17 protein-coding genes are annotated in these 17,949 nt (G+C 65.7%); 13 read left to right on the top strand and 4 right to left on the bottom strand.

Going from position 1 to position 17,949, the window contains the following annotated elements; translation table 11 throughout:
- Positions 1-272 precede the first annotated feature (272 nt).
- From DMB37_RS09775 to DMB37_RS09765, 3 genes are read left to right on the top strand one after another with little or no spacing between them, the layout of a single operon-like run.
- Positions 273-1,115, top strand: coding sequence for a phosphatidate cytidylyltransferase (locus DMB37_RS09775; RefSeq protein WP_135237466.1), 843 nt, complete (start codon positions 273-275; stop codon positions 1,113-1,115).
- Between the two features lie 51 nt (positions 1,116-1,166).
- Entirely contained in the window at positions 1,167-1,853 is a 687-nt protein-coding gene (locus DMB37_RS09770; protein WP_135232422.1) for a MarR family transcriptional regulator, read from the top strand.
- Complete coding sequence (locus tag DMB37_RS09765) at positions 1,850-2,581, top strand: hypothetical protein (protein ID WP_135232421.1); 732 nt, start codon at positions 1,850-1,852, stop codon at positions 2,579-2,581. The genes DMB37_RS09770 and DMB37_RS09765 overlap by 4 nt, the downstream gene beginning before the upstream one ends.
- 31 nt (positions 2,582-2,612) lie before the next feature.
- On the opposite strand, the gene DMB37_RS09760 is transcribed toward DMB37_RS09765, so the two are convergent.
- On the bottom strand, positions 2,613-2,981 hold the full coding sequence (locus tag DMB37_RS09760; protein ID WP_135232420.1) for a lipopolysaccharide assembly LapA domain-containing protein: 369 nt from the start codon (positions 2,979-2,981) through the stop codon (positions 2,613-2,615).
- Between the two features lie 125 nt (positions 2,982-3,106).
- Between DMB37_RS09760 and rlmN the strand changes: the two genes are divergently transcribed.
- The 3 genes from rlmN to DMB37_RS09745 all read left to right on the top strand — a co-directional run bounded on the left by rlmN (position 3,107) and on the right by DMB37_RS09745 (position 6,436).
- Entirely contained in the window at positions 3,107-4,216 is a 1,110-nt protein-coding gene (gene rlmN, locus DMB37_RS09755) for a 23S rRNA (adenine(2503)-C(2))-methyltransferase RlmN (RefSeq protein ID WP_135232419.1), read from the top strand.
- A gap of 289 nt (positions 4,217-4,505) precedes the next feature.
- Positions 4,506-5,696: a Fic family protein gene (locus tag DMB37_RS09750; protein ID WP_135232418.1), complete on the top strand. Its 1,191-nt coding sequence runs from the start codon at positions 4,506-4,508 to the stop codon at positions 5,694-5,696.
- Positions 5,697-6,070: 374 nt separating this feature from the next.
- Complete coding sequence (locus DMB37_RS09745; RefSeq protein WP_135232417.1) at positions 6,071-6,436, top strand: Rv3235 family protein; 366 nt, start codon at positions 6,071-6,073, stop codon at positions 6,434-6,436.
- Positions 6,437-6,677: 241 nt separating this feature from the next.
- Here DMB37_RS09745 and DMB37_RS09740 read toward each other — a convergent pair whose 3' ends face one another.
- On the bottom strand, positions 6,678-7,154 hold the full coding sequence (locus DMB37_RS09740) for a DUF6194 family protein (RefSeq protein ID WP_135232416.1): 477 nt from the start codon (positions 7,152-7,154) through the stop codon (positions 6,678-6,680).
- 61 nt (positions 7,155-7,215) lie between these two features.
- Here DMB37_RS09740 and DMB37_RS09735 point away from each other — a divergent pair, with 61 nt between their 5' ends.
- Complete coding sequence (locus tag DMB37_RS09735; RefSeq protein ID WP_135232415.1) at positions 7,216-7,965, top strand: MerR family transcriptional regulator; 750 nt, start codon at positions 7,216-7,218, stop codon at positions 7,963-7,965.
- 214 nt (positions 7,966-8,179) lie between these two features.
- A complete protein-coding gene (locus DMB37_RS09730; protein WP_107658355.1) occupies positions 8,180-8,470 on the top strand; it encodes a hypothetical protein in 291 nt (96 codons plus the stop codon).
- A gap of 85 nt (positions 8,471-8,555) precedes the next feature.
- Here DMB37_RS09730 and DMB37_RS09725 read toward each other — a convergent pair whose 3' ends face one another.
- Positions 8,556-9,506: an alpha/beta fold hydrolase gene (locus tag DMB37_RS09725; RefSeq protein WP_135232414.1), complete on the bottom strand. Its 951-nt coding sequence runs from the start codon at positions 9,504-9,506 to the stop codon at positions 8,556-8,558.
- A 177-nt stretch (positions 9,507-9,683) separates the two neighbouring features.
- Here DMB37_RS09725 and DMB37_RS09720 point away from each other — a divergent pair, with 177 nt between their 5' ends.
- The 3 genes from DMB37_RS09720 to DMB37_RS09710 all read left to right on the top strand — a co-directional run bounded on the left by DMB37_RS09720 (position 9,684) and on the right by DMB37_RS09710 (position 14,110).
- On the top strand, positions 9,684-10,379 hold the full coding sequence (locus tag DMB37_RS09720; RefSeq protein ID WP_135232413.1) for a TetR/AcrR family transcriptional regulator: 696 nt from the start codon (positions 9,684-9,686) through the stop codon (positions 10,377-10,379).
- A gap of 195 nt (positions 10,380-10,574) precedes the next feature.
- Positions 10,575-12,389, top strand: coding sequence for an ABC transporter ATP-binding protein (locus DMB37_RS09715; RefSeq protein WP_135232412.1), 1,815 nt, complete (start codon positions 10,575-10,577; stop codon positions 12,387-12,389).
- A complete protein-coding gene (locus DMB37_RS09710; protein ID WP_135232411.1) occupies positions 12,386-14,110 on the top strand; it encodes an ABC transporter ATP-binding protein in 1,725 nt (574 codons plus the stop codon). The genes DMB37_RS09715 and DMB37_RS09710 overlap by 4 nt, the downstream gene beginning before the upstream one ends.
- A gap of 54 nt (positions 14,111-14,164) precedes the next feature.
- On the opposite strand, the gene DMB37_RS09705 is transcribed toward DMB37_RS09710, so the two are convergent.
- A complete protein-coding gene (locus tag DMB37_RS09705) occupies positions 14,165-16,159 on the bottom strand; it encodes a glycosyl hydrolase family 18 protein (RefSeq protein WP_135232410.1) in 1,995 nt (664 codons plus the stop codon).
- A 578-nt stretch (positions 16,160-16,737) separates the two neighbouring features.
- Between DMB37_RS09705 and DMB37_RS09700 the strand changes: the two genes are divergently transcribed.
- Together DMB37_RS09700 and DMB37_RS09695 are read left to right on the top strand one after the other, a co-directional pair.
- On the top strand, positions 16,738-16,974 hold the full coding sequence (locus DMB37_RS09700) for a hypothetical protein (RefSeq protein WP_135232409.1): 237 nt from the start codon (positions 16,738-16,740) through the stop codon (positions 16,972-16,974).
- A gap of 115 nt (positions 16,975-17,089) precedes the next feature.
- Positions 17,090-17,941 (top strand): inositol monophosphatase family protein, encoded by an 852-nt coding sequence (locus tag DMB37_RS09695; protein ID WP_135232408.1) that lies wholly within the window; start codon positions 17,090-17,092, stop codon positions 17,939-17,941.
- Positions 17,942-17,949 lie beyond the last annotated feature (8 nt).

Genomic DNA, 17,949 nt, shown 5'->3' with positions numbered 1-17,949 from the left:
GGCCGGTGAACGGCACAGCTGAAGCGAGGCAGGAGCACGTGCGCGATGCGGGAGCGTCGGGGCACGAGCCGTTAGCCTCCGCTGCGGCGTCCGGTCACGACGCTTCGGCCGATGGTGACGGTTCGGCCGCCCGTCCCGACGGTGCTGCTGGGCAGCAACCTCAGACCTCCGGCGCGGAAGCGTCCGTGTGGGCATCGAATGACGCGGGCGCCGAACAGGCTCCGGCTGCTTCGGCGGCCGAGCACGATCCGGAGGCGCACGGTCCCAACGCGGTGCTCGCCGCCGCGCCCGCGCCCGGCTCCCGCGCGGGCCGGAATCTGCCGGCGGCGCTCGCGGTCGGCTTCGGTCTCGGTCTTTCGCTCATCGCGATTCTGCTGTTCGTGCCGAAGGTGTTCATCGGCGTTGTCGGTGTGGCTGTGGGCGTGGCGACCTGGGAGGTCGCCAAACGTCTCCGCGAAGCCGACGTCCTGGTGCCGCGCATCCCGCTGATCGTCGGCGGGCAGGCCGTGTTCTGGCTCGGCTGGCCCTACGGAGCCAGCGGGGTCGCGGGCGCGTTCGCGGGCACCGCGCTCACCTGCATGGTGTGGCGCCTGTTCGACCACGGCTTGCAGACCGCGCCGCGAAACTTCCTGCGCGACACCGCCATCGCCCTCTTCACGCTGGCCTGGATCCCGCTGCTCGCCTCGTTCGCGACGCTGCTGCTGCTCGAACCGGACGGCAACCTGCGGGTACTGACCTTCATGATCCTGGTCGTCTGCTCCGACGTCGGCGGTTACGTGGCAGGCGTGCTGTTCGGCAGGCATCCGATGGTGCCGTCGATCAGCCCGAAGAAATCCTGGGAAGGCTTCGGCGGTTCCCTGGTCTTCACCGTCATCGGCGGCCTGCTCACCGTCACCCTGCTGCTGGAGGCCAACTCGATGATCGGCGTCGTCCTCGGCGTTGGCCTCGTCCTGGTCGCCACCTGCGGTGACCTCATCGAATCCCAGATCAAACGCGAACTCGGCATCAAGGACATGGGCACCCTGCTGCCCGGTCACGGCGGCATCATGGACCGCCTCGACTCCATGCTCCCGTCGGCCTTCGTCTCCTGGTTGGTCCTCTCAACCCTGCTCTGACCTGCAATTATAAATTCTTGCCGCCGGGTCGGCAAAATTTATACTCGCAGGATGTCCGAGGAAAAGCTGTCGCGTGCCGAGGTGGCTGTGCTGTCGTTTCTGCTCGGCAGCCCTGCTGCCCAGCGGCAGGTCGGCATCGCGGAAGCTACCGGGGTGACGCAGGCGCGAGTGTCGCAGATCCTGGCTGCCGCTGATGCGTTCGGCTGGACCGAACGCGGCCCGGACGGCTGGCAGGTTCGCCGCCCGCGCGAACTGTTCGAGCGTCTTGTCGCTGCCCGTCCGCCCAAGGTCGACGTCGTCGAGTCCTGGTACAGCCTCGACACCATGCAGAGGCAGATCGAGCTGGCACTGGAACACGCCTCCGATCAACAGGTTTCGCTGCAGGTCTGTGGCGACTGGGCAGCGGACCGGGTCGCGCCGTGGCGAATCCCGGATATCGTCTATCTGCACGCCGATGGGCATTTGGACCTGCAAGCAGCAGGTTTCGTCCCGGTCGAAACGAGCCCCGTCGATGCGACCCTCGTGGTGAACGTCGGCAAGCTCGCGCCCGGATTGCGGCTCGACCCGGCGATCGCCGCGGCGATGGGCGGGCCACCTGCACAAGCGTGGCCGCTCGCACCCATCACCGAGATTGCCCGGCACCTCCTCACCTGCGACGGACCCGACACCGCTGAAGCCGTAGCCGAACTCGAACAACGCTTCCTTGCCGCCCGCAGCGAGCTCGAGCGCGTTGCATGATCGAGCTGGAGGTCTTCAGCGGGTCGCGGGCCGAGGACGGTGCGTATCTGGCGCTGGCCGACGCCGCGGCTGCCGGTGCCGCGCTGGAGTCGTGGGCGGTGATCGGCGGGCACATGGTCAATCTGCACGTGCTGCGCAGCGGGGTATCGGTCCCGTTGCGCGCGACCAGGGACGCTGATCTCGCCGTAGAGCTGGTCACCATCCGGGACGGAGTCCTGCTGGATCGATTGCGCGGCATGGGCTATGACAATCCACGGGCGGGCAACCGATTCGAGCGTTCGATCGGTGGAACTGCCGCGACGATCGACTTGCTGGCGCCGTCGTTCACCAACCGGCATGTCGCCGATCTCGATGCGGGACCGATCGCGGTGGACGGTATCCCGGCGCTGCATGTGGCGTTGGCTCGGGAGCCGGTGTGGATTGCTTTGAGCGCCAAGCTGATCGATGGCGCCCGGACAGCCGCTACTGTCGCGATCCCGGACATCGCGACGGCTATCTGCATCAAGGTCTTCGCTTACTTGCACCGCTTTACTCCGCGTGATGCCGAAGACATCGCACGACTGCTCGAATGCGGATACGCGGACCGGACATCCTGGCCCACCGGAACCACTTTCACCGAGGCGCTCGATCTGCTGCGTGAGCATTTCGACCAGCCGGGCCACGCGCTGCGGCGGTGCACCGGAAATCCGGCGCGCACCCGTGCCCTCGTTCGTGCTCTCGCGCCTTGACGGTCCGGCATTTCCGCCGAAGCGCGATTAGCTACCTCTTCGCGACGCGGCGGAGTTGCAGGATGCGCAGGCCACCGACCAGCGCCATCACCAGTGCGCCGCCGATGACCGACAGCAGCACTGCGACGCCGAGCGGCAGCGAGAAGTGCCAGAAGAAGAAGCCGACCTCGACCTGATCCAGGTTCTGCAGGATGAAGACCAGTAGGACGATGAGAATGAGAGCGCCCGCGATCAGACTCATCCAGGTGGTGCCGGTGCGGGTGGACAGCGATTGGCGGTGCTTGGCCGGGACGGTGCTCGGCGGGGTGGTGGCAGGCGGTGCGGTCGGCGGCGTCGGCGCCGTGCGCTCGTCCGTCAGATCTGGATCGGGCTCAGGCAGGTGTTCTGCATTGGTGGACATGTTCCGATCATTGCCCACTGCTATGACAGTTACACGTATTTCCCGGCGACGATCCGGCCATGTCGGAACTGCCGCGTGCGGGCGAGTGTGCGGCACATTCGCCCAGATGGGAGAATGGAGGAACTATGACCGTCTCCCTGCCCCTCGTTTTCGATGCTCCGCGCCGTGGCATGCCGCCCCGGCACCTCGCCGACCTCGACGCCGAGGGCAGGCGGGCAGCCATCGAGGAGCTGGGACTGCCGAAGTTCCGCGCCGATCAGATCGCCCGCCAGTACTACGGCAGGCTGCAGGCCGACCCGGCGCAGATGACGGATCTGCCCGCGCCCGTGCGCGAAAAAATCGGCGAGGCGCTGTTCCCGCCGTTGATGTCGGTGGTGAAGCATGTCGCCTGCGATGCGGGCGAAACCCGAAAGACGTTGTGGCGCGCGGGCGATGGCACCCTCCTGGAGAGCGTGCTCATGCGCTACCCCGACCGCGCCACCCTCTGCATCTCCAGCCAAGCAGGCTGCGGCATGGCCTGCCCGTTCTGCGCGACCGGCCAAGGCGGACTGAACCGCAACCTGTCCACCGCCGAGATCGTCGACCAGGTGCGCGCCGCGGCAGCCGCGATGCGCGACGGTGAGGTCGCGGGCGGGCCGGGCCGGCTGTCCAACATCGTCTTCATGGGCATGGGCGAACCGCTGGCCAACTACAAGCGGGTCGTCGCCGCGGTCCGCCGCATCACCTCCCCGCCGCCGGACGGTTTCGGTATTTCGCAGCGCAACGTGGTTGTCTCCACCGTCGGCCTGGCCCCCGCCATCCGCAAACTGGCCGACGAGGACCTTTCGGTCACCCTCGCCGTCTCCCTGCACACTCCCGACGACGAACTCCGCGACACCCTCGTCCCGGTGAACAACCGCTGGCCGGTCGCCGAGGTGCTCGACGCGGCCCGCTACTACGCCGACAAGTCCGGTCGCCGTGTCTCCATCGAGTACGCGCTGATCCGAGATATCAACGACCAGCCGTGGCGTGCGGACATGCTCGGCCAGAAGTTGCACAAGGCGCTGGGTTCCCGCGTGCACGTCAACGTGATCCCCCTGAACCCGACGCCGGGCAGCAAGTGGGACGCCTCGCCGAAACCCGTTGAGGCCGAGTTCGTTCGGCGGGTGAACGCCCAGGGCGTCCCGTGCACCGTCCGCGATACCCGCGGCCAGGAAATCGCCGCCGCCTGCGGACAACTCGCTGCCGAAGGCTGAGGTCTCGGACCGCCCTGCTCGTCGGGGTGCCTCGATGCGCCGGCTGTCCGACGAAATCGAGCTCTCGTGCGGGTGACGACCAACCCCGAGGCGGCCGTGATCCATGCAGATTTGTCTGCTGCGCGCATGGCCATGGTCGCAACCAGGTGGATCGAGTTGGTTGAGCATGCGAACTCCCAGCACGGCCCAGCGGATGCAAAACCTACAACAAGAAATCCATAGCTGCGTTTTGGTGGTCAAAAGTAAGCTATGTTGATATCAAGTAGCTTTTCAACCGAGAAAGCACACTATGAACGGGCCACCGCACCGCATCGAGGAGCGTGCTTGGAACCCTCGCCAACGGCAGGGTTCGCGAGCTGACCGTACGCTCGACCGAATCGCGGTGGCGATCCCCCCGCTCATCGGCGACCTCGAGTACGACACCGTCGGGGCCGTAGCTCGCGCGCACGAAGCGGCGGTCATCGCTATCGCCCGTCTGGAGGCGGGTTTCGGGGAGCATCTGGCGCCGCTGGCGGATTTCCTTCTGCGCAGCGAATCGGTCGCCTCCTCGAAGATCGAGCACATCGATGCGGGCTGGCGTGCGTTTGGTAAAGCGGTGGCGGGTGGGAAGGCCAGTGTCGAGGCGCAGTCGCAGCTTGCGGCGGTCAAGGCGCTGATCGCGATGGTCGATACGGCGGGGAGGGGACCTGTCACGATGGACCATCTCCTGGCAGCGCATCGACTGCTGATGGCGCCTGACTTCTACTCGGCACGGGATTCGGGCCAGCTGCGCGACGTGCAGAACTGGATCGGGGGCAGTGACTACACACCCATTGGCGCGGCGTACATTCCGCCGCCCGCCGAGTTGGTTGCCGAGCTGATGGCGGACCTGCTCGTCTTCGTCAATCGCAACGATCTGCCGATCCTCGCGCAGGCCGCTATTGCACATGCCCAGTTCGAGTCCATTCATCCGTTCACCGACGGCAACGGCCGAATCGGACGCGCACTGATCAGCGCAGTCCTGCGTCGCCGCGAGCTGACCCAACGGGTCACTGTGCCGTTGGCTTCGGCGATGCTGGCCGATACCGCCCGATACTTCGCCAAGCTCGGTGCCTATCGTGAAGGACGAGTGGACGCATTCGTCGAGTACGTCGCAGTGGGCGCGCTCCATGCCAGCGAGGCGGCTCAGGAATCCGCCCGCGCACTGGCGGCATTGCCGGCGCGCTGGCGCGAGCTTGCTCGGCCTCGGGCGAACTCTGCGGACGAGACGTTGCTCGCCGCTTTGCTGGACACACCGATCTTCAACGCGGATACCGCACAACGCATCGCGGGGACCACCGATGCGAGCACCTATCGCGCGCTGGGCAGGCTGACTGAGGTCGGCGTCCTCGAGGTCCTGTCGGAAAGCAAGCGCAATCGGGTCTGGGCCGCCGTCGATGTCCTTGCCGAGTTGGACGCGCTCAGTGTGGCCATCGGTAAACGCACGACCGAACATTTGTAGCGACTCGGCAAGCTTGGGAGACAAGGCGTTTCGGGTCTACTTCCGACTGCGCACGGTGCCATCAGTGGTGACGAGGGCGTGCTGGTTGGTTCTACCCGGGCAGGTGTTTGCGGTCGGTCGTACAAGAGTGGTCGCTTGGTTGGTGGACGTGGCGGCATGTGCGTGAGATGCTTTCGCGATTCGATCGCGGGGGACGCGACGTGAGCTGAGGGGGAGTCGAAGTGGATTGCTTTGTCGGACCATCGCCTGCGCTGAATACCGCACCGGTGGAAGACCGCCGGCAATGTGCGGCGGGGTTGTCTGCGAGTCGGTCGGCCGGTGACGCACTGCATTCCGAGCGGTCGCAACGGTCGGTCAGGGCGGCTCCGCGTCGCATGCTGCGGGCTGGGCACCTCGGGGCGCGTCTCGATGACGAATCGGATAGCGAGGCAAAGGAATTCGCTCATCGCGTGTTGCGATGCGCCCTGGAAGTGCTCGATCGTCATCGACCGGTCGCGCAGCTCGGCCACATTGCCGACCCGGCGGTGGTGGCGGTGGTGCGCACAGTGATCAAGGGTGGCTTTGTGCCTGGCGCTGAATTGGGCACGGCGGTACTGAGACGGGTCGACGTCGTGATGGTCAACGGTGCTGCGGCGGAGCTGTGCGCCTCGTACGACCGAGGACACCGTCATTTCGCGCTTGCCGCACGCATTGCTCGCACTCGGGCCGGCTGGCGGCTGACCGCTCTCCGCGTGCTGTGACCGCACGCATTCGGTGTGGTCGTGGCTAATGATTCGGTCGATCTGACGGGCTCAGCGGGTTCGCTGCGTTCTAGCAGGACGTTAGCGTGACGTATTGCGAAGACTGGCTGGAATCGCGCGGGAACCTTAACGTTGCGATAGCAACGATAAGGGCGTCGCCGACGAGATTCCGGGCCACATTCACAGCTAATCGTTGCTATCGCAAGCTCAAGACGCCCGCGTGAGGGGTGGAGACGGGAGATCAGCGCGCGTCTGCTCCGGCCCGCCGCTCGTAGCGGGAACGTGCGCGGAGGTATGCGGTGTGCAGTAGTTCGCGGGTCACGGCGTCGGTGCGGGTGCCGGGGTTCACGACGGCGAGCCAGGCTGCGGTGCCGTAGATGGGGTGGGGGATGACGGTGTCGGTGGCGCTGTGGTCCACGTCCGTGGTGGTTGCCTCGCGTGGTTGGTGACCGGTGTGGTCGATGAAAGCGTCTTTTCCTGCGGCGATATTGACTCGGAAGGTATTCGGGCGGTTCAGGCGCGAGCTCTGGTCGTCGGGGTAGTCCTTCGTGACGATGGTGGCGAAGGGCTGGGTGTTGGTGGGGACGACGCCGTCGGGGGAGTAGTAGAAGAAGGTGTCGCCCCAGCTGATCTCCGGCCACTGGTCGCCGGCGGTGGGGCGGAGGGTCAGTACGCCGTCGAGCGCTGCCACGAAGTCGATGATCTCGTCTAGGGTCATGGTTCCAGCGTGTCATTCAAGTGCTTGTGTGGACTTTGGGCACGGTCTCTAGGAGTTCTGTTTGCGAAACCTCAACTTGCCGGTCACGCGCACCGTCGATGTCGCACGCCGTGTCGGGTACTCGGTGCAGCAGGTGCGCAACCTCGAACGCGAGGGCGTCCTGCCGCCTGCGACACGTACTCCGGGCGGACACCGCGTTTATGCAGAGATACACCTCCATTCGGCACTTGCCTACCGGGCACTCGCGGTCGCTACCGGCCCGACCGAAGCCAAGAAGATTCTTCGGACCGTCCACACGGGCCCGCTCGCGGCAGCTCTTGCCCTGCTCGACGCCGCGCACGCACGTCTGCACGTCGAGCGCGTCGAACTCGGCCACGCCCGGCAAGCCTCCGCATCGATCGCCTTCGAGCCGATCGTCGACGTACGCGGCACCGATTCGATGAGCATCACCGAACTCGCCGACGCCCTCGGCATCCGCACATCGACGTTGCGGCATTGGGACGCAGAAGGTTTGGTCATCCCAGACCGCAGCCGAACCCAACAGGGAGCACGGCACTACACCCCCGCGCAGGTTCGGGACGCCCGCATCGTCCATCAACTCCGCAAAGCCGGCTACCCGATCACCCACCTCCGAGCCGTACTGCCCGAGTTGCGCCAGGCCCACCGATCCGACGACGTGCAGTCCGCCTTGGCTGCCCGGGACGCCACCCTCACGATGCGTTCCACAGCGTTCCTCGACGCCGCCGCAGCACTGCACGCCGTGATTTCGCCCCCTGATGTTCCGCACTCGAACCAGGCCGCTGACCGCTAGCCGACCGGCTGCGGCGAGGCTCACAATTCGCTTCTGAACAGGGGAAACGCTGCCGACCGTGAAAAATATAGTTTCGGGAAGCAGCCTATGGCTACTCCTGAGAGAACGCCGGTATGGCCTGCCGACGCCGATGGGGGCGTTGGTGGCGGTCGGCGGGATCGGAGTTCGCCAAATTCTTGGCTGACTGTCACGACAGCGGGAAGGAACCACATATATGTTGATGCTCACCCCCACCGCCATCGAGGTCGTTCGCACTATTACGTCCGCGGAAGGCACACCGGAGGATGCCGGGCTGCGCATCTCCACGGCCGACGGCGCGGAAACGCTGCAGCTCGAGGTAGCCGCGGTACCGGCTGAGCAAGACCAGATCCTGACCGCCGAAGGGTCACGCATCTTCCTGGACGAGGATGCCGCGGCGTTCCTGGACGACAAGGTTCTCGACACCGGGCAGGACGCCAACGGTCAGGGTGGTTTCGTCATCGCTCAGCAGGCGCAGTACACCTGAGTCTCCGAGTCGCGCGGGTGTCGTGCGGATCGACCGGTCGGTGGTGCTGACGGTTGACCGCGCGACACCGCGAACAGCGGAAGCGCTATGCAACGAGCGTGAGACGCGCCTCTGACCGAACCCCGCTCGCCCGCCTCGCCAACCGAGCAACAGCCTCGGCAACCTGCCCCGGCTGCTCGAGAATGACCGAGTGCCCAGCTCCCTCGACCAGCACCAGATCCGAATACTCGACGCCCGCGGCCATAGCGATGGAGTGCGCGGGTGGCGTCATCAAATCTGCTGTCCCGCAGAGCACCAACGTCGGAATCTTCGAGAGCACCGCGAGCGCATCGGTCCGGTCGTAGTCCATGAACGAGCTCAGGAAACCCGCCATCGTCACGATCGGCGTCTCGTTGTGCATCGCGTTGGCGAGAGCGAGCACTCGCGCGCTGACCTTGCGATCGCCGAATTCAGCCATCCGAATGATCGGTGCGAAAACCTTGCAGGCCAACAACTTCGCATGATGCATCAGCACCGGAGCCCGTCGAACCGCGGCCTGGAACACCGAGATCACCGGGTTGCGCAGCAGACGCCCGAAGCCCGCGTCGGCCAGCCCACTGGCCGCGGTCGCGATGAGTGCGACGCCGACGATCCGAGTGCCGATCTCGTGCGGTCGCTGGCTGACGTAGGTCAGCACGGTCATGCCGCCCATCGAGTGGCCGACGAGCACCACCGGGCCGGTCGGAGCGACGGCGTCGAGCACGTCGCGCAGGTCGTGCCCGAGTTGATCGAGGTGGTAGGTCTGCCTGGACGCCGCGGCGGAGTCGCCGTGCCCACGGTGGTCGTAGCACACGACTCGAGCGCCTGGGTACTGGCGCCGCAGCGCGTCGCGCACGTCGGTCCACGACTCGGTGCGCAGGCAATGCCCGTGCAGGAGAACGACGGTGAGCTCTGCATTCCGCGGCCCGTATTCCCGAACCGCAAGCGCCACACCGTCTTCGGTCGACACCGTCGCACGGCGTGCCGCCGAGGTGGCAATGGTGCTCGAGATCGACATCGGGGGCTCCGGGTTCGCTGGTGGTGACTTCTTCAACTGTCCACCGCAACGTCCGCCGTTTTCAGATCCCCGAGTGCTGGGCTCGATCCCCCAAGGTGGAGCAGACCGCCACCCAGGGTGTGCACGGATCTATGCTCTGGATCGCCGTTCCAACTCCACTCACGATTAGGGATACCGATGCCCGCAGGTTCCAGGCGCGCCTACCGCACCGGCATGTCGCGCGACATGATCGTGGCGGCCGCGACGGCCCTGACGGCCGAGCGGGGGCTCGACGGCTGGAGCATGCGTGAACTCACCGCCCGTCTCGACACGTCGCTGTCGGTGATCTATCACCACGTCGGCGACCGGGCGAAGGTCTGCGCGGCCGTCGTCGACCGGGTGTACGCCTTGATGGACCTGACGATCGACGACACCGACTGGCGGTCGATGCTGCACAGCGTGCTGTCGGCCATGATCGACCACTTGCCGCAGTGGCCCGGTGTCGCCACCTGGCTGTTGCACAACGGTCCGCAGACCGACCAACTCCTGCCGACGCTCGCCACCGGGATGCGGCTGATGGTCGAAGCGGGGTGGGGGGAGGAGTCCGCAGTCGCGTACTCCACCGCCTTCGACACCTGTCTCGGGCTGATCGCGATCGGCGACCAGCAAGCGCACGTCGACACCGGGGCGGGGTTGGCGGGCCTGCTGACCATGCTCGAATCGCATCCCGCCGCGGGAACCGGCACCGAGGAGATGCGGCGGATGGTCGCCCGCTTCGAGGGTGATCGCGCTGTGCGCGACGCTATGCAGCGGGAGTTCTGCCGATACGCACTCGACCGGGTGCTGGACGGGCTCGCGGTGCGGTTGGCGGAGCTCGGTGCGTCGAGGCAGTAGCCGACGTGTTTCGGCCGCCTCGGTGCTCGACCGGAGGCGCCGGATCGCACGGCGGGCGAGGGCAGTCACCACGTAATCCGCAGTCGCCCTGCGTTATCCGACGGCCCTTGGCGGGTTGAATTCAACACTCTTGCATTCGTCGGAGTCATCTATACACTCTGAATTGAAACACTGATCTAATTTGCGAGGGGCCGGATGACTACGGCAGTGCGAGATGACGCAACGGTGGCTGAGGCGGCGCAGCCGGAACACAAGCGCGGCGGATTGGGTGTCGTACTCGCGCCCGTGCGTGGTCGGCTGGCGGTGGCGGGGGTGCTCCAGCTGCTGGGATCGCTGGCCGGACTCGCGCCGTATCTCGCCATCGTCGAGATCGCCCGCGAGTTCCTCGGTGATGACGCGGTGGATCGCGACCGGATCTGGGCGTTCGTGGCGGTGGCGGCCATCGGTTTCGTCATCCGCACGGTGTGTGCGGGGTTCGCGTACACGCTGAGCCACAACGCGGATGCCGATGTGGGCCTGCAGATCCGGCGCAGCACGGCGCTGCGGCTGAGCCGAGTATCGCTCGGCTGGTTCTCCGAGCACAGCTCCGGTCGGGTCAAACGAGCGCTGTCCGATGATGTCACCGCCGTGCACCACGTGGTGGCGCACGCCATCAACGATCTGGTGGCCGCCGTGGTCACTCCCGTTGTGGCACTGGGCTATCTGTTCTTCCTCGACTGGCGGTTGGCGGCGCTGTGTCTGGCGCCGCTGGTGCTGTGGTTCGGCTTGGTGGCGTACATGGAGCGCGGCGAAGGGGCGCGGATGGCGCGCTGGAACGCGGAGGTGGACAAGGTCAACTCGGCCATGGTCGAGTTCGTCGACGGCATCGCGGTCGTGAAGGCGTTCGAGCGAGCCGGGCGCGAGGCCCGCTACCAGCGCGCAGGCGACGATCTCGCGCGCTTCTTCAGCGAGTGGGCCGGACCGACGCGGCGGCTGGATGCGCTTGCGTCCATGATGATTTCGCCACCGGTGCTGTTGGTGGTCGCCCTCGGTGGGGGGATGTGGCTGCGGGCGGACCCGGTCGAGCTCATCGCGTTCGTGATGTTGGCGGTGGGGCTCGGGGCGCCGGTGCTGGCGCTCGGCTTCGGTGCGATCGCAATGCAGCAGGCGACCGCCGCCGCCGGCCGCGTCGCCGAACTGCTCGCGACCCCTGAGCTGCCGCGAGTCGCCGATCCGTCGGTGCCGAGCGAGGCTCGTGTCGAATTCGATGCTGTGCGTTTCTCTTACGACGGGCAGACTTCCGTGCTCGACGGTGTCGACTTGGTGTTGGAGCCGGGCACGGTCACCGCGCTGGTGGGTGCCTCGGGTTCGGGGAAGTCGACGCTGGCGCGTCTGCTGCCACGCTTCTGGGATGTCGATGGTGGCGCTGTGCGGATCGGTGGCGTCGATGTACGGCATATCGCGGAACGGGAACTGTATCGCCGGGTCGGGTTCGTCTTTCAAGAAACGTCGTTGCTGCGCACCAGCGTTCGCGACAACATCGCGCTCGGACGGCCGGATGCCGGCTTCGCTGAGGTCGAAGCCGCTGCGCGGGCGGCGCAGATCCACGAGCGCATCACGGACTTACCCCGCGGCTATGACAGCGTGGTCGGCGTCGACGCGCAGCTCTCTGGCGGTGAGGCGCAACGGATTTCGATCGCGCGAGCGTTGCTCGCCGATGCGCCCGTGCTGGTGCTGGACGAGGCGACGGCCTTCGCCGATCCGGAATCCGAAGCGGCGGTGCAGGATGCGCTGTCGCGCCTGGTGACCGGTCGCACTCTGCTGGTGATTGCCCACCGCCTGTACACGATTCGTGGCGCGGACCGCATCGTTGTTCTCGCACGCGGCCGAGTGCTCGAAGCAGGCACCCACGACGAACTCCTCGCGGCCGACGGCGAGTACGCGCGGATGTGGGCGACTCAGCGGCACGACACGGTCGCTGTTGCTCCCGCCGGCTCGGCCCAGTCGGCCTATGGAAAGGAATCAGCATGATCCGCAAGCTCTTTCGGATCGTCCATCCGGACGATCGAGCACGGTTCATTCGATGGGTGGGGCTGATAGTTGCCTTCTCGGTGCTGCAGGGCGGCTGCCTACTACTCGTGGTTCCCGTGTTGCGTCCGCTGCTGAACGGCGATCGGGACGCCGCGGCACCGTGGTTGACCGCCCTCGCTGCGGCGACGGTCGTGACGTGCGTGGTGTTCTATGCGCAGGCCATACACGGCCAGCGGATCGCCGACAGCCTGCTGGCCGGGATGCATCACCGCGTCGGCGGCCATCTGGCCGAACTGCCGTTGGGCTGGTTCGGTACCGACCGGACCGGTCGGCTGACGCACACCATGACGCAGGGGACGATGAGCATCCTCGGTGTGCCGGCCCATCTGATGCAACCGGTGGTCAGTGCGGTGGTGACCCCGGCGGTCGTGGCCGTGGGAATGCTGCTGTTCGATTGGCGGCTCGGGGTGGCGTTGGCCCTCTCCGGTGTGGTGCTGCTTGCCGCGTACCGCTGGTCGCAGCATGCCCTCGCGCGCAGTTTCGGCGCGGTCGATGACGCTGCGGTCGAGGCGGCCGGGCGCGTGGTGGAATTCGCGCAATGCCAACCGGTGCTGCGGGCCTTCGGCCGCACCGGCACCGACAATCATCTGCTGGACAACGCGCTGGTCGGGGAGCGTCGCGCCTTCGGTGAGCTGAGCCGGAACGCGGTCTCCGCCCTGCTCGTGTTCTCCGTCGCCGTGCAGGCGGTGTTCGTCGCGCTGATCGTCATCGGCGTCGCCCTCGCGTTGGGCACCTCGCTCGATGCCGCCGAGTTGATCGCGTTGCTCGTACTCGTCACTCGGTTCGTCGGCCCACTGGTCGAGATCATGGACCATGGGGCGGCGTTGCGGGTGGCCGCGGAGAACATCGATCGGATCGACGAGGTGCTTGCGGTGCCCACGCTGCCGGAAGGTGCAGTGACACAGGTGGTTACACCCGGCGCGGTGAGTTTCGAGCACGTCGGTTTCAAGTACGGCGATCGACCGGTGCTGCGGGACATCGGTTTCGAGGCAGGGCCCGGCACGCTGACGGCCATCGTCGGCCCGTCGGGAGCAGGTAAGACAACGCTGCTGCGGCTGGCCGCGCGCTTCTGGGATGTCGACGCAGGCACGGTCCGGGTCGGCGGTGTCGACGTGCGTGAACTGACCACCGAGGCGCGAATGAGCCAGCTTGCCATGGTGTTTCAGGACGTGTACCTCTTCGACGACACCATCGAGGCCAACATCCGCCTCGGCCGGCCCGACGCCACCGACGCGGAAATCCGCGACGCCGCCCGGTTGGCCCGCGTAGACGAGATCGTCGAACGTCTCCCCGACGGCTGGCACACCCGCGTCGGCGAAGGCGGTGTCAGCCTGTCCGGCGGTGAACGCCAACGGGTTTCGATAGCCAGGGCATTGGTCAAGCAGGCCCCGATCGTGCTGCTGGATGAAGCCACCGCGGCACTCGACCCGGACAACGAGGCGGCGGTAGTCGACGCGATCCGCGTACTCGCCCAGCAGCGCACCCTCCTCGTCGTCGCCCACCGCCTGCACACCATCGCCGCCGCCGACCAGATCCTGGTGCTCGACAACGGACGAATCGTCCAGCGCGGCAACCACGATGAGCTGATCTCGCAGGAGGGAAAGTACGCCGACTTCTGGCGGGAACGCGAGCGGGCACAGGGGTGGCGGTTGACGGTATAGACGCCACGAAAGGTGGGTCTCGTCGAGCGAGACCCACCTTCGCGTTACGGGTTCCTACTTCAGCGTGATGTCATCCGCGTTGTATGAACCTTGGCCGTACCAACCGTGGACCCAGATGGTGACCTTCGTGGTGGAAGGTCCGGTGGTGAACTTGGTCGAAAGTTGTTGGTAGGCACCGTTGGTTCCCGGTGTCCAGGTGGACGTGTCGGTGGTGCCGGAGCCGGTGACGCCGAGGTATACGTACTTGCCGTTGACCCAGGCCGACAGCGTGTACGTGCGGTTCGGTTCGACGGTGATCTCCTCGGAGCAGCGGGCGGTGTCGCTGTTGCTCGCCGCGCCGGTGAGGGCGTTCTTTCCGCCGTGCACCGCGGTGGTGGTGATCGAGCCGAGGTTGCCCGCGCACGACCACGGGGACAGGGCGCCGGTCTCGAAATCGCCGTTGATCACACCGTTTCCGTTCGGCGGTGTGGTTGTCGTCGTGCTGGTCGGCGGGGTGGTCGTTGTCGTAGAGGTGGGCGGAGTGGTTGTAGTGGAGGTAGGTGGCGTCGTTGTCGTGGAGGTGGGTGGGGTCGTGGATGTCGGCGGGTTGCAGTTCGTCGCGGTACCGTCGACGGTCTTCACCACCTGGTTGAACAGGGTCGACGCCGGATCCAGGTTCTCCAGCGAGTACATCATCGCGCCGCCGAGACCCTTGCAGTGCAGATAGTCCGACTTGGCTTGGATGGATCGCAGCGAGTCACCGCCCCACCAGTTCGTGCCGTCGTAGAAGAAGGCGGCCTGGGCGACGGGGTCGTAGAAGGTGCGCGACGGGTTGTCCACGACGCCGGCCAGCTCCTTGTACATCCGGATGCCGGGGACGTTGCCGGAGGACGGACCGCCGGGTGCCGGACCGGTCGCAGGTTGGAACAACCCATTGCTATTGCCCGCGGGCACACCGGTCCAGCCGCGGTAGTAGAACGGATATCCGATGGTCAGTTTGTTCGCCGGGAAGCCGCCGGGGATGCCGTATGAGCTGTCGCCGGTGGTCCATGCGCTGATCGCCGCGTCGATGTTGTACTTCCCGTTGCCCGGCGGGACCGGTGCCATCGGATCGTCCGGCCTGCTGTAGATGGGATCCTGGAAGTTCGTGGGGCCCTTCGCGTCCCAGGCGCCGTGCATGTCATAGGTCATGACGTTGACGAGGTCCAGGTACTTGCCGAGGTTGTTGGTCTCGTAGTGGCGGATCTTGTCCTGTCCTGCTGCCACCGCAGCGGTCAGTGCGTAGCGTTTGCCGTCGACCGCGCCTTGCGCGTCCAGCTGCTTGCGCAATTCGGCCGTCAGCAGCGTGAAGTTCGCCCTGTCCGCAGCCGAGGCGTGGTTACCCACATGGCCGCCGCCGCCCGGGTACTCCCAGTCCAGGTCGAGCCCGTCGAAAACGCCCTTGCCGGTGCCCGGACCGCCGTAGCCGTCCATCTTCGGCAGGTTGCCCTTGATGAACATGTCGATGCAGGAGGACGCGAACTTCTTGCGCGCGGCGTCGGTCGCGGACACATCGGAGAAGAACTTCGAGTACGTCCAGCCGCCGATCGACAACAGCACCTTCAGGTTCGGATGCTTCGCCTTCAACTGCTTGATCTGCTTGAAGTTGCCGACGATCGGGTCGTCCCACTTGTCCGCGGTGCCGTCGACACTCATCGACGCGTCGTGGGACTTGCCGTAGTCGGCGAACGCGTCACCCGCGCCGTCGCCGGCATTCGGGTTGTTCTCGTCCTGGCTCGCCGCCTTGTTCGCTTCGAAACAGGTGTGTTCGGTCGGGTGGATGTTCGCGAACGCGTACATCATGTAGTCGAGCTTGGCCGCCATACCCGAGGTATCGACGTTCTTGAGGTAGAAGCGGTTCTCGTAGACCGACCACTGGTTGTAGTAGGCGATCTTGACACCGCCGGAGGTCGCGCCGACCGACGCCGTGTGCACCGGCGCGGCATTGGTGAACCCCACCAACACCGCCGATATGCCGATCACCAGACTCGCGACCGTGGCGATGAGCCCCGTATGTTTCGCGGTTCGCATGGGTCCTCCCTATGGGGACGTTGTATCGGTCCCCGATGAACCGAATCGCTCAGGTCAGCGAATCGGCCACCACGACACCCAATTTCGGTGATTGCGCGCGGCGACAGCCCGAACAAAGGAAGCAAGCGAGAACCGAGAACTGTTGTGCAAGAGGATGTCCCGGCCAACAGCAGACCGGTCTGCCGTCACTGCCTGAACAACCGTTTGAATCATGACACGAAAAGTGACCGGTGAATCCCCAGTGTAAGAGTGGGGATTTCGGCACGTCAGTGGGTATTTACTTCCCCAGTTGCACTGACAGGGGAGCTGAGGATTATTGTTCGCGGCGGTTATTCAACTATTTCGACGCGACCGGCTGGTAGCGGCCTTGCTGAGGCCTAGTCGCAAACCTCTGATTTCACGTTCACCATTACCGGGATGGCTTGGTGCTGTTGCGTATTATGCAAACATCGGGGTGTGCTGCCGGAAACCGCAGCCGGGCAAGTCGATCCGTTTCACGATCGTGAGCGGCGAAATGATCGAAAGCCGGCGGGCAATATAAGAACTGTGGCGGAGGGGATTCATGGGCGACGCCGGACATGTACGTCGCTATCACGAATGTCCGCACCGAGGGCGGAGATACGCACATCGAGTCCGTCATCGCCGCCGAACCCTGGCGCTCCCATGATCGGCTACTCACGGTGACCGACGTCGACCGCAGTTACGGCAGCGCCACGGAATGCCACCCAGGATTCGGCTTGCCTGTGTTCGAAGAGTTCGACGCCTTCGCGGGCCGTGGTTACCGCAACCCCGCTGTCTCGCGCCTCTTTCCGTAGTGCGGTCTTGTCGGTGTGCAATGCCCCGTCGGACCTGGTTTGAACCGGCGGGTTACCGCCTTCGATGACCCCCACAGCCGCTACCCTCGGAGGACAACACTGCGTGGGAGGCGCTTTGAGCGACGTCGGATCGTTGTGGAAAGCACTGGATGAGCAGTTGCTGCCGTTGCTCCGCCGGTACCGCCGCAACCTCGCCTCGATGCAAGTCGGTACGAAAGCCGACGACACGTTGTTGTCCGAGGCAGACCTGGCGGCTCAGACGACCATCATCGAAACCATCGGGAGACACTTTCCCGGGTCGCGCTTCGTCGCGGAAGAAGATGAGGCGGAGCTGCCCAGCTCGGGTGAACCGACCTGGATCATCGACCCGATCGACGGTACGAGTGAGTTCATCACACCCGGCGGACGCGAATTCTGCAGTGTTGTCTGCCTTCTCGAAGCCGGTGTGCCGACTGCGGCGTACGTTCTTGCTCCGGAGTTGGGTGTTGATCGCGAACCCATCTCGATCCATTGGTCGGGTGCGGTGATGGTGAACGGAACAACCGCTGAGCCGGTTGGCCCTACGAAGACACCGAGGCGGGCCTCGGTCACGCGTAGTAAGAACACTGTCGCGCGGAAGTTCGAGGCCGATCTCGCCGACATCGGATGCGTCATGAAGACCCGCACCACCTCCCAAACCCTGGACATGGTCAGAACCTGCATCGACCTCTCCGCTTGGTCCCAAGCACCGGAACATCAGTTCGACCTGTTCTACCGGCCCGATCAGAAAGTCTGGGATGGGGCTGCGGGCATCGGTCTGGTGACGGCGATGGGCCGCACCGCGACCGACGGCCACGGGCTCAGCCCGCTACCGCTCGATGAGCAGTTTCTGAACCAGCGCGAGCCGACATTCTCCGAAACGATTGCCGGCGACTCGGATTGCGTGCGGTGGTTCGCCGACTTGCTGGCGGAGTCTCGGAGCGGCTGATGTCTTCG

Source organism: Nocardia sp. CS682, from assembly GCF_004634405.1.
Taxonomy (GTDB): domain Bacteria; phylum Actinomycetota; class Actinomycetes; order Mycobacteriales; family Mycobacteriaceae; genus Nocardia; species Nocardia ninae.
Note: the sequence above shows the minus strand (reverse complement) of the source record. Positions and strands in the feature narration are given on the sequence as shown.

Excerpts from the sequence above, each read along its gene's own strand:
- rlmN (WP_135232419.1), top strand. The coding sequence starts at position 3,107 with ATGACCGTCTCCCTGCCCCTCGTTTTCGATGCTCCGCGCCGTGGCATG.
- DMB37_RS09765 (WP_135232421.1), top strand. The coding sequence starts at position 1,850 with ATGATCGAGCTGGAGGTCTTCAGCGGGTCGCGGGCCGAGGACGGTGCG.
- DMB37_RS09740 (WP_135232416.1), bottom strand. The coding sequence starts at position 7,154 with ATGACCCTAGACGAGATCATCGACTTCGTGGCAGCGCTCGACGGCGTA.
- DMB37_RS09745 (WP_135232417.1), top strand. The coding sequence starts at position 6,071 with ATGCTGCGGGCTGGGCACCTCGGGGCGCGTCTCGATGACGAATCGGAT.
- DMB37_RS09700 (WP_135232409.1), top strand. The coding sequence starts at position 16,738 with ATGTACGTCGCTATCACGAATGTCCGCACCGAGGGCGGAGATACGCAC.
- DMB37_RS09705 (WP_135232410.1), bottom strand. The coding sequence starts at position 16,159 with ATGCGAACCGCGAAACATACGGGGCTCATCGCCACGGTCGCGAGTCTG.
- DMB37_RS09730 (WP_107658355.1), top strand. The coding sequence starts at position 8,180 with ATGTTGATGCTCACCCCCACCGCCATCGAGGTCGTTCGCACTATTACG.
- DMB37_RS09715 (WP_135232412.1), top strand. The coding sequence starts at position 10,575 with ATGACTACGGCAGTGCGAGATGACGCAACGGTGGCTGAGGCGGCGCAG.
- DMB37_RS09725 (WP_135232414.1), bottom strand. The coding sequence starts at position 9,506 with ATGTCGATCTCGAGCACCATTGCCACCTCGGCGGCACGCCGTGCGACG.
- DMB37_RS09710 (WP_135232411.1), top strand. The coding sequence starts at position 12,386 with ATGATCCGCAAGCTCTTTCGGATCGTCCATCCGGACGATCGAGCACGG.
- DMB37_RS09720 (WP_135232413.1), top strand. The coding sequence starts at position 9,684 with ATGCCCGCAGGTTCCAGGCGCGCCTACCGCACCGGCATGTCGCGCGAC.
- DMB37_RS09760 (WP_135232420.1), bottom strand. The coding sequence starts at position 2,981 with ATGTCCACCAATGCAGAACACCTGCCTGAGCCCGATCCAGATCTGACG.
- DMB37_RS09770 (WP_135232422.1), top strand. The coding sequence starts at position 1,167 with ATGTCCGAGGAAAAGCTGTCGCGTGCCGAGGTGGCTGTGCTGTCGTTT.
- DMB37_RS09750 (WP_135232418.1), top strand. The coding sequence starts at position 4,506 with ATGAACGGGCCACCGCACCGCATCGAGGAGCGTGCTTGGAACCCTCGC.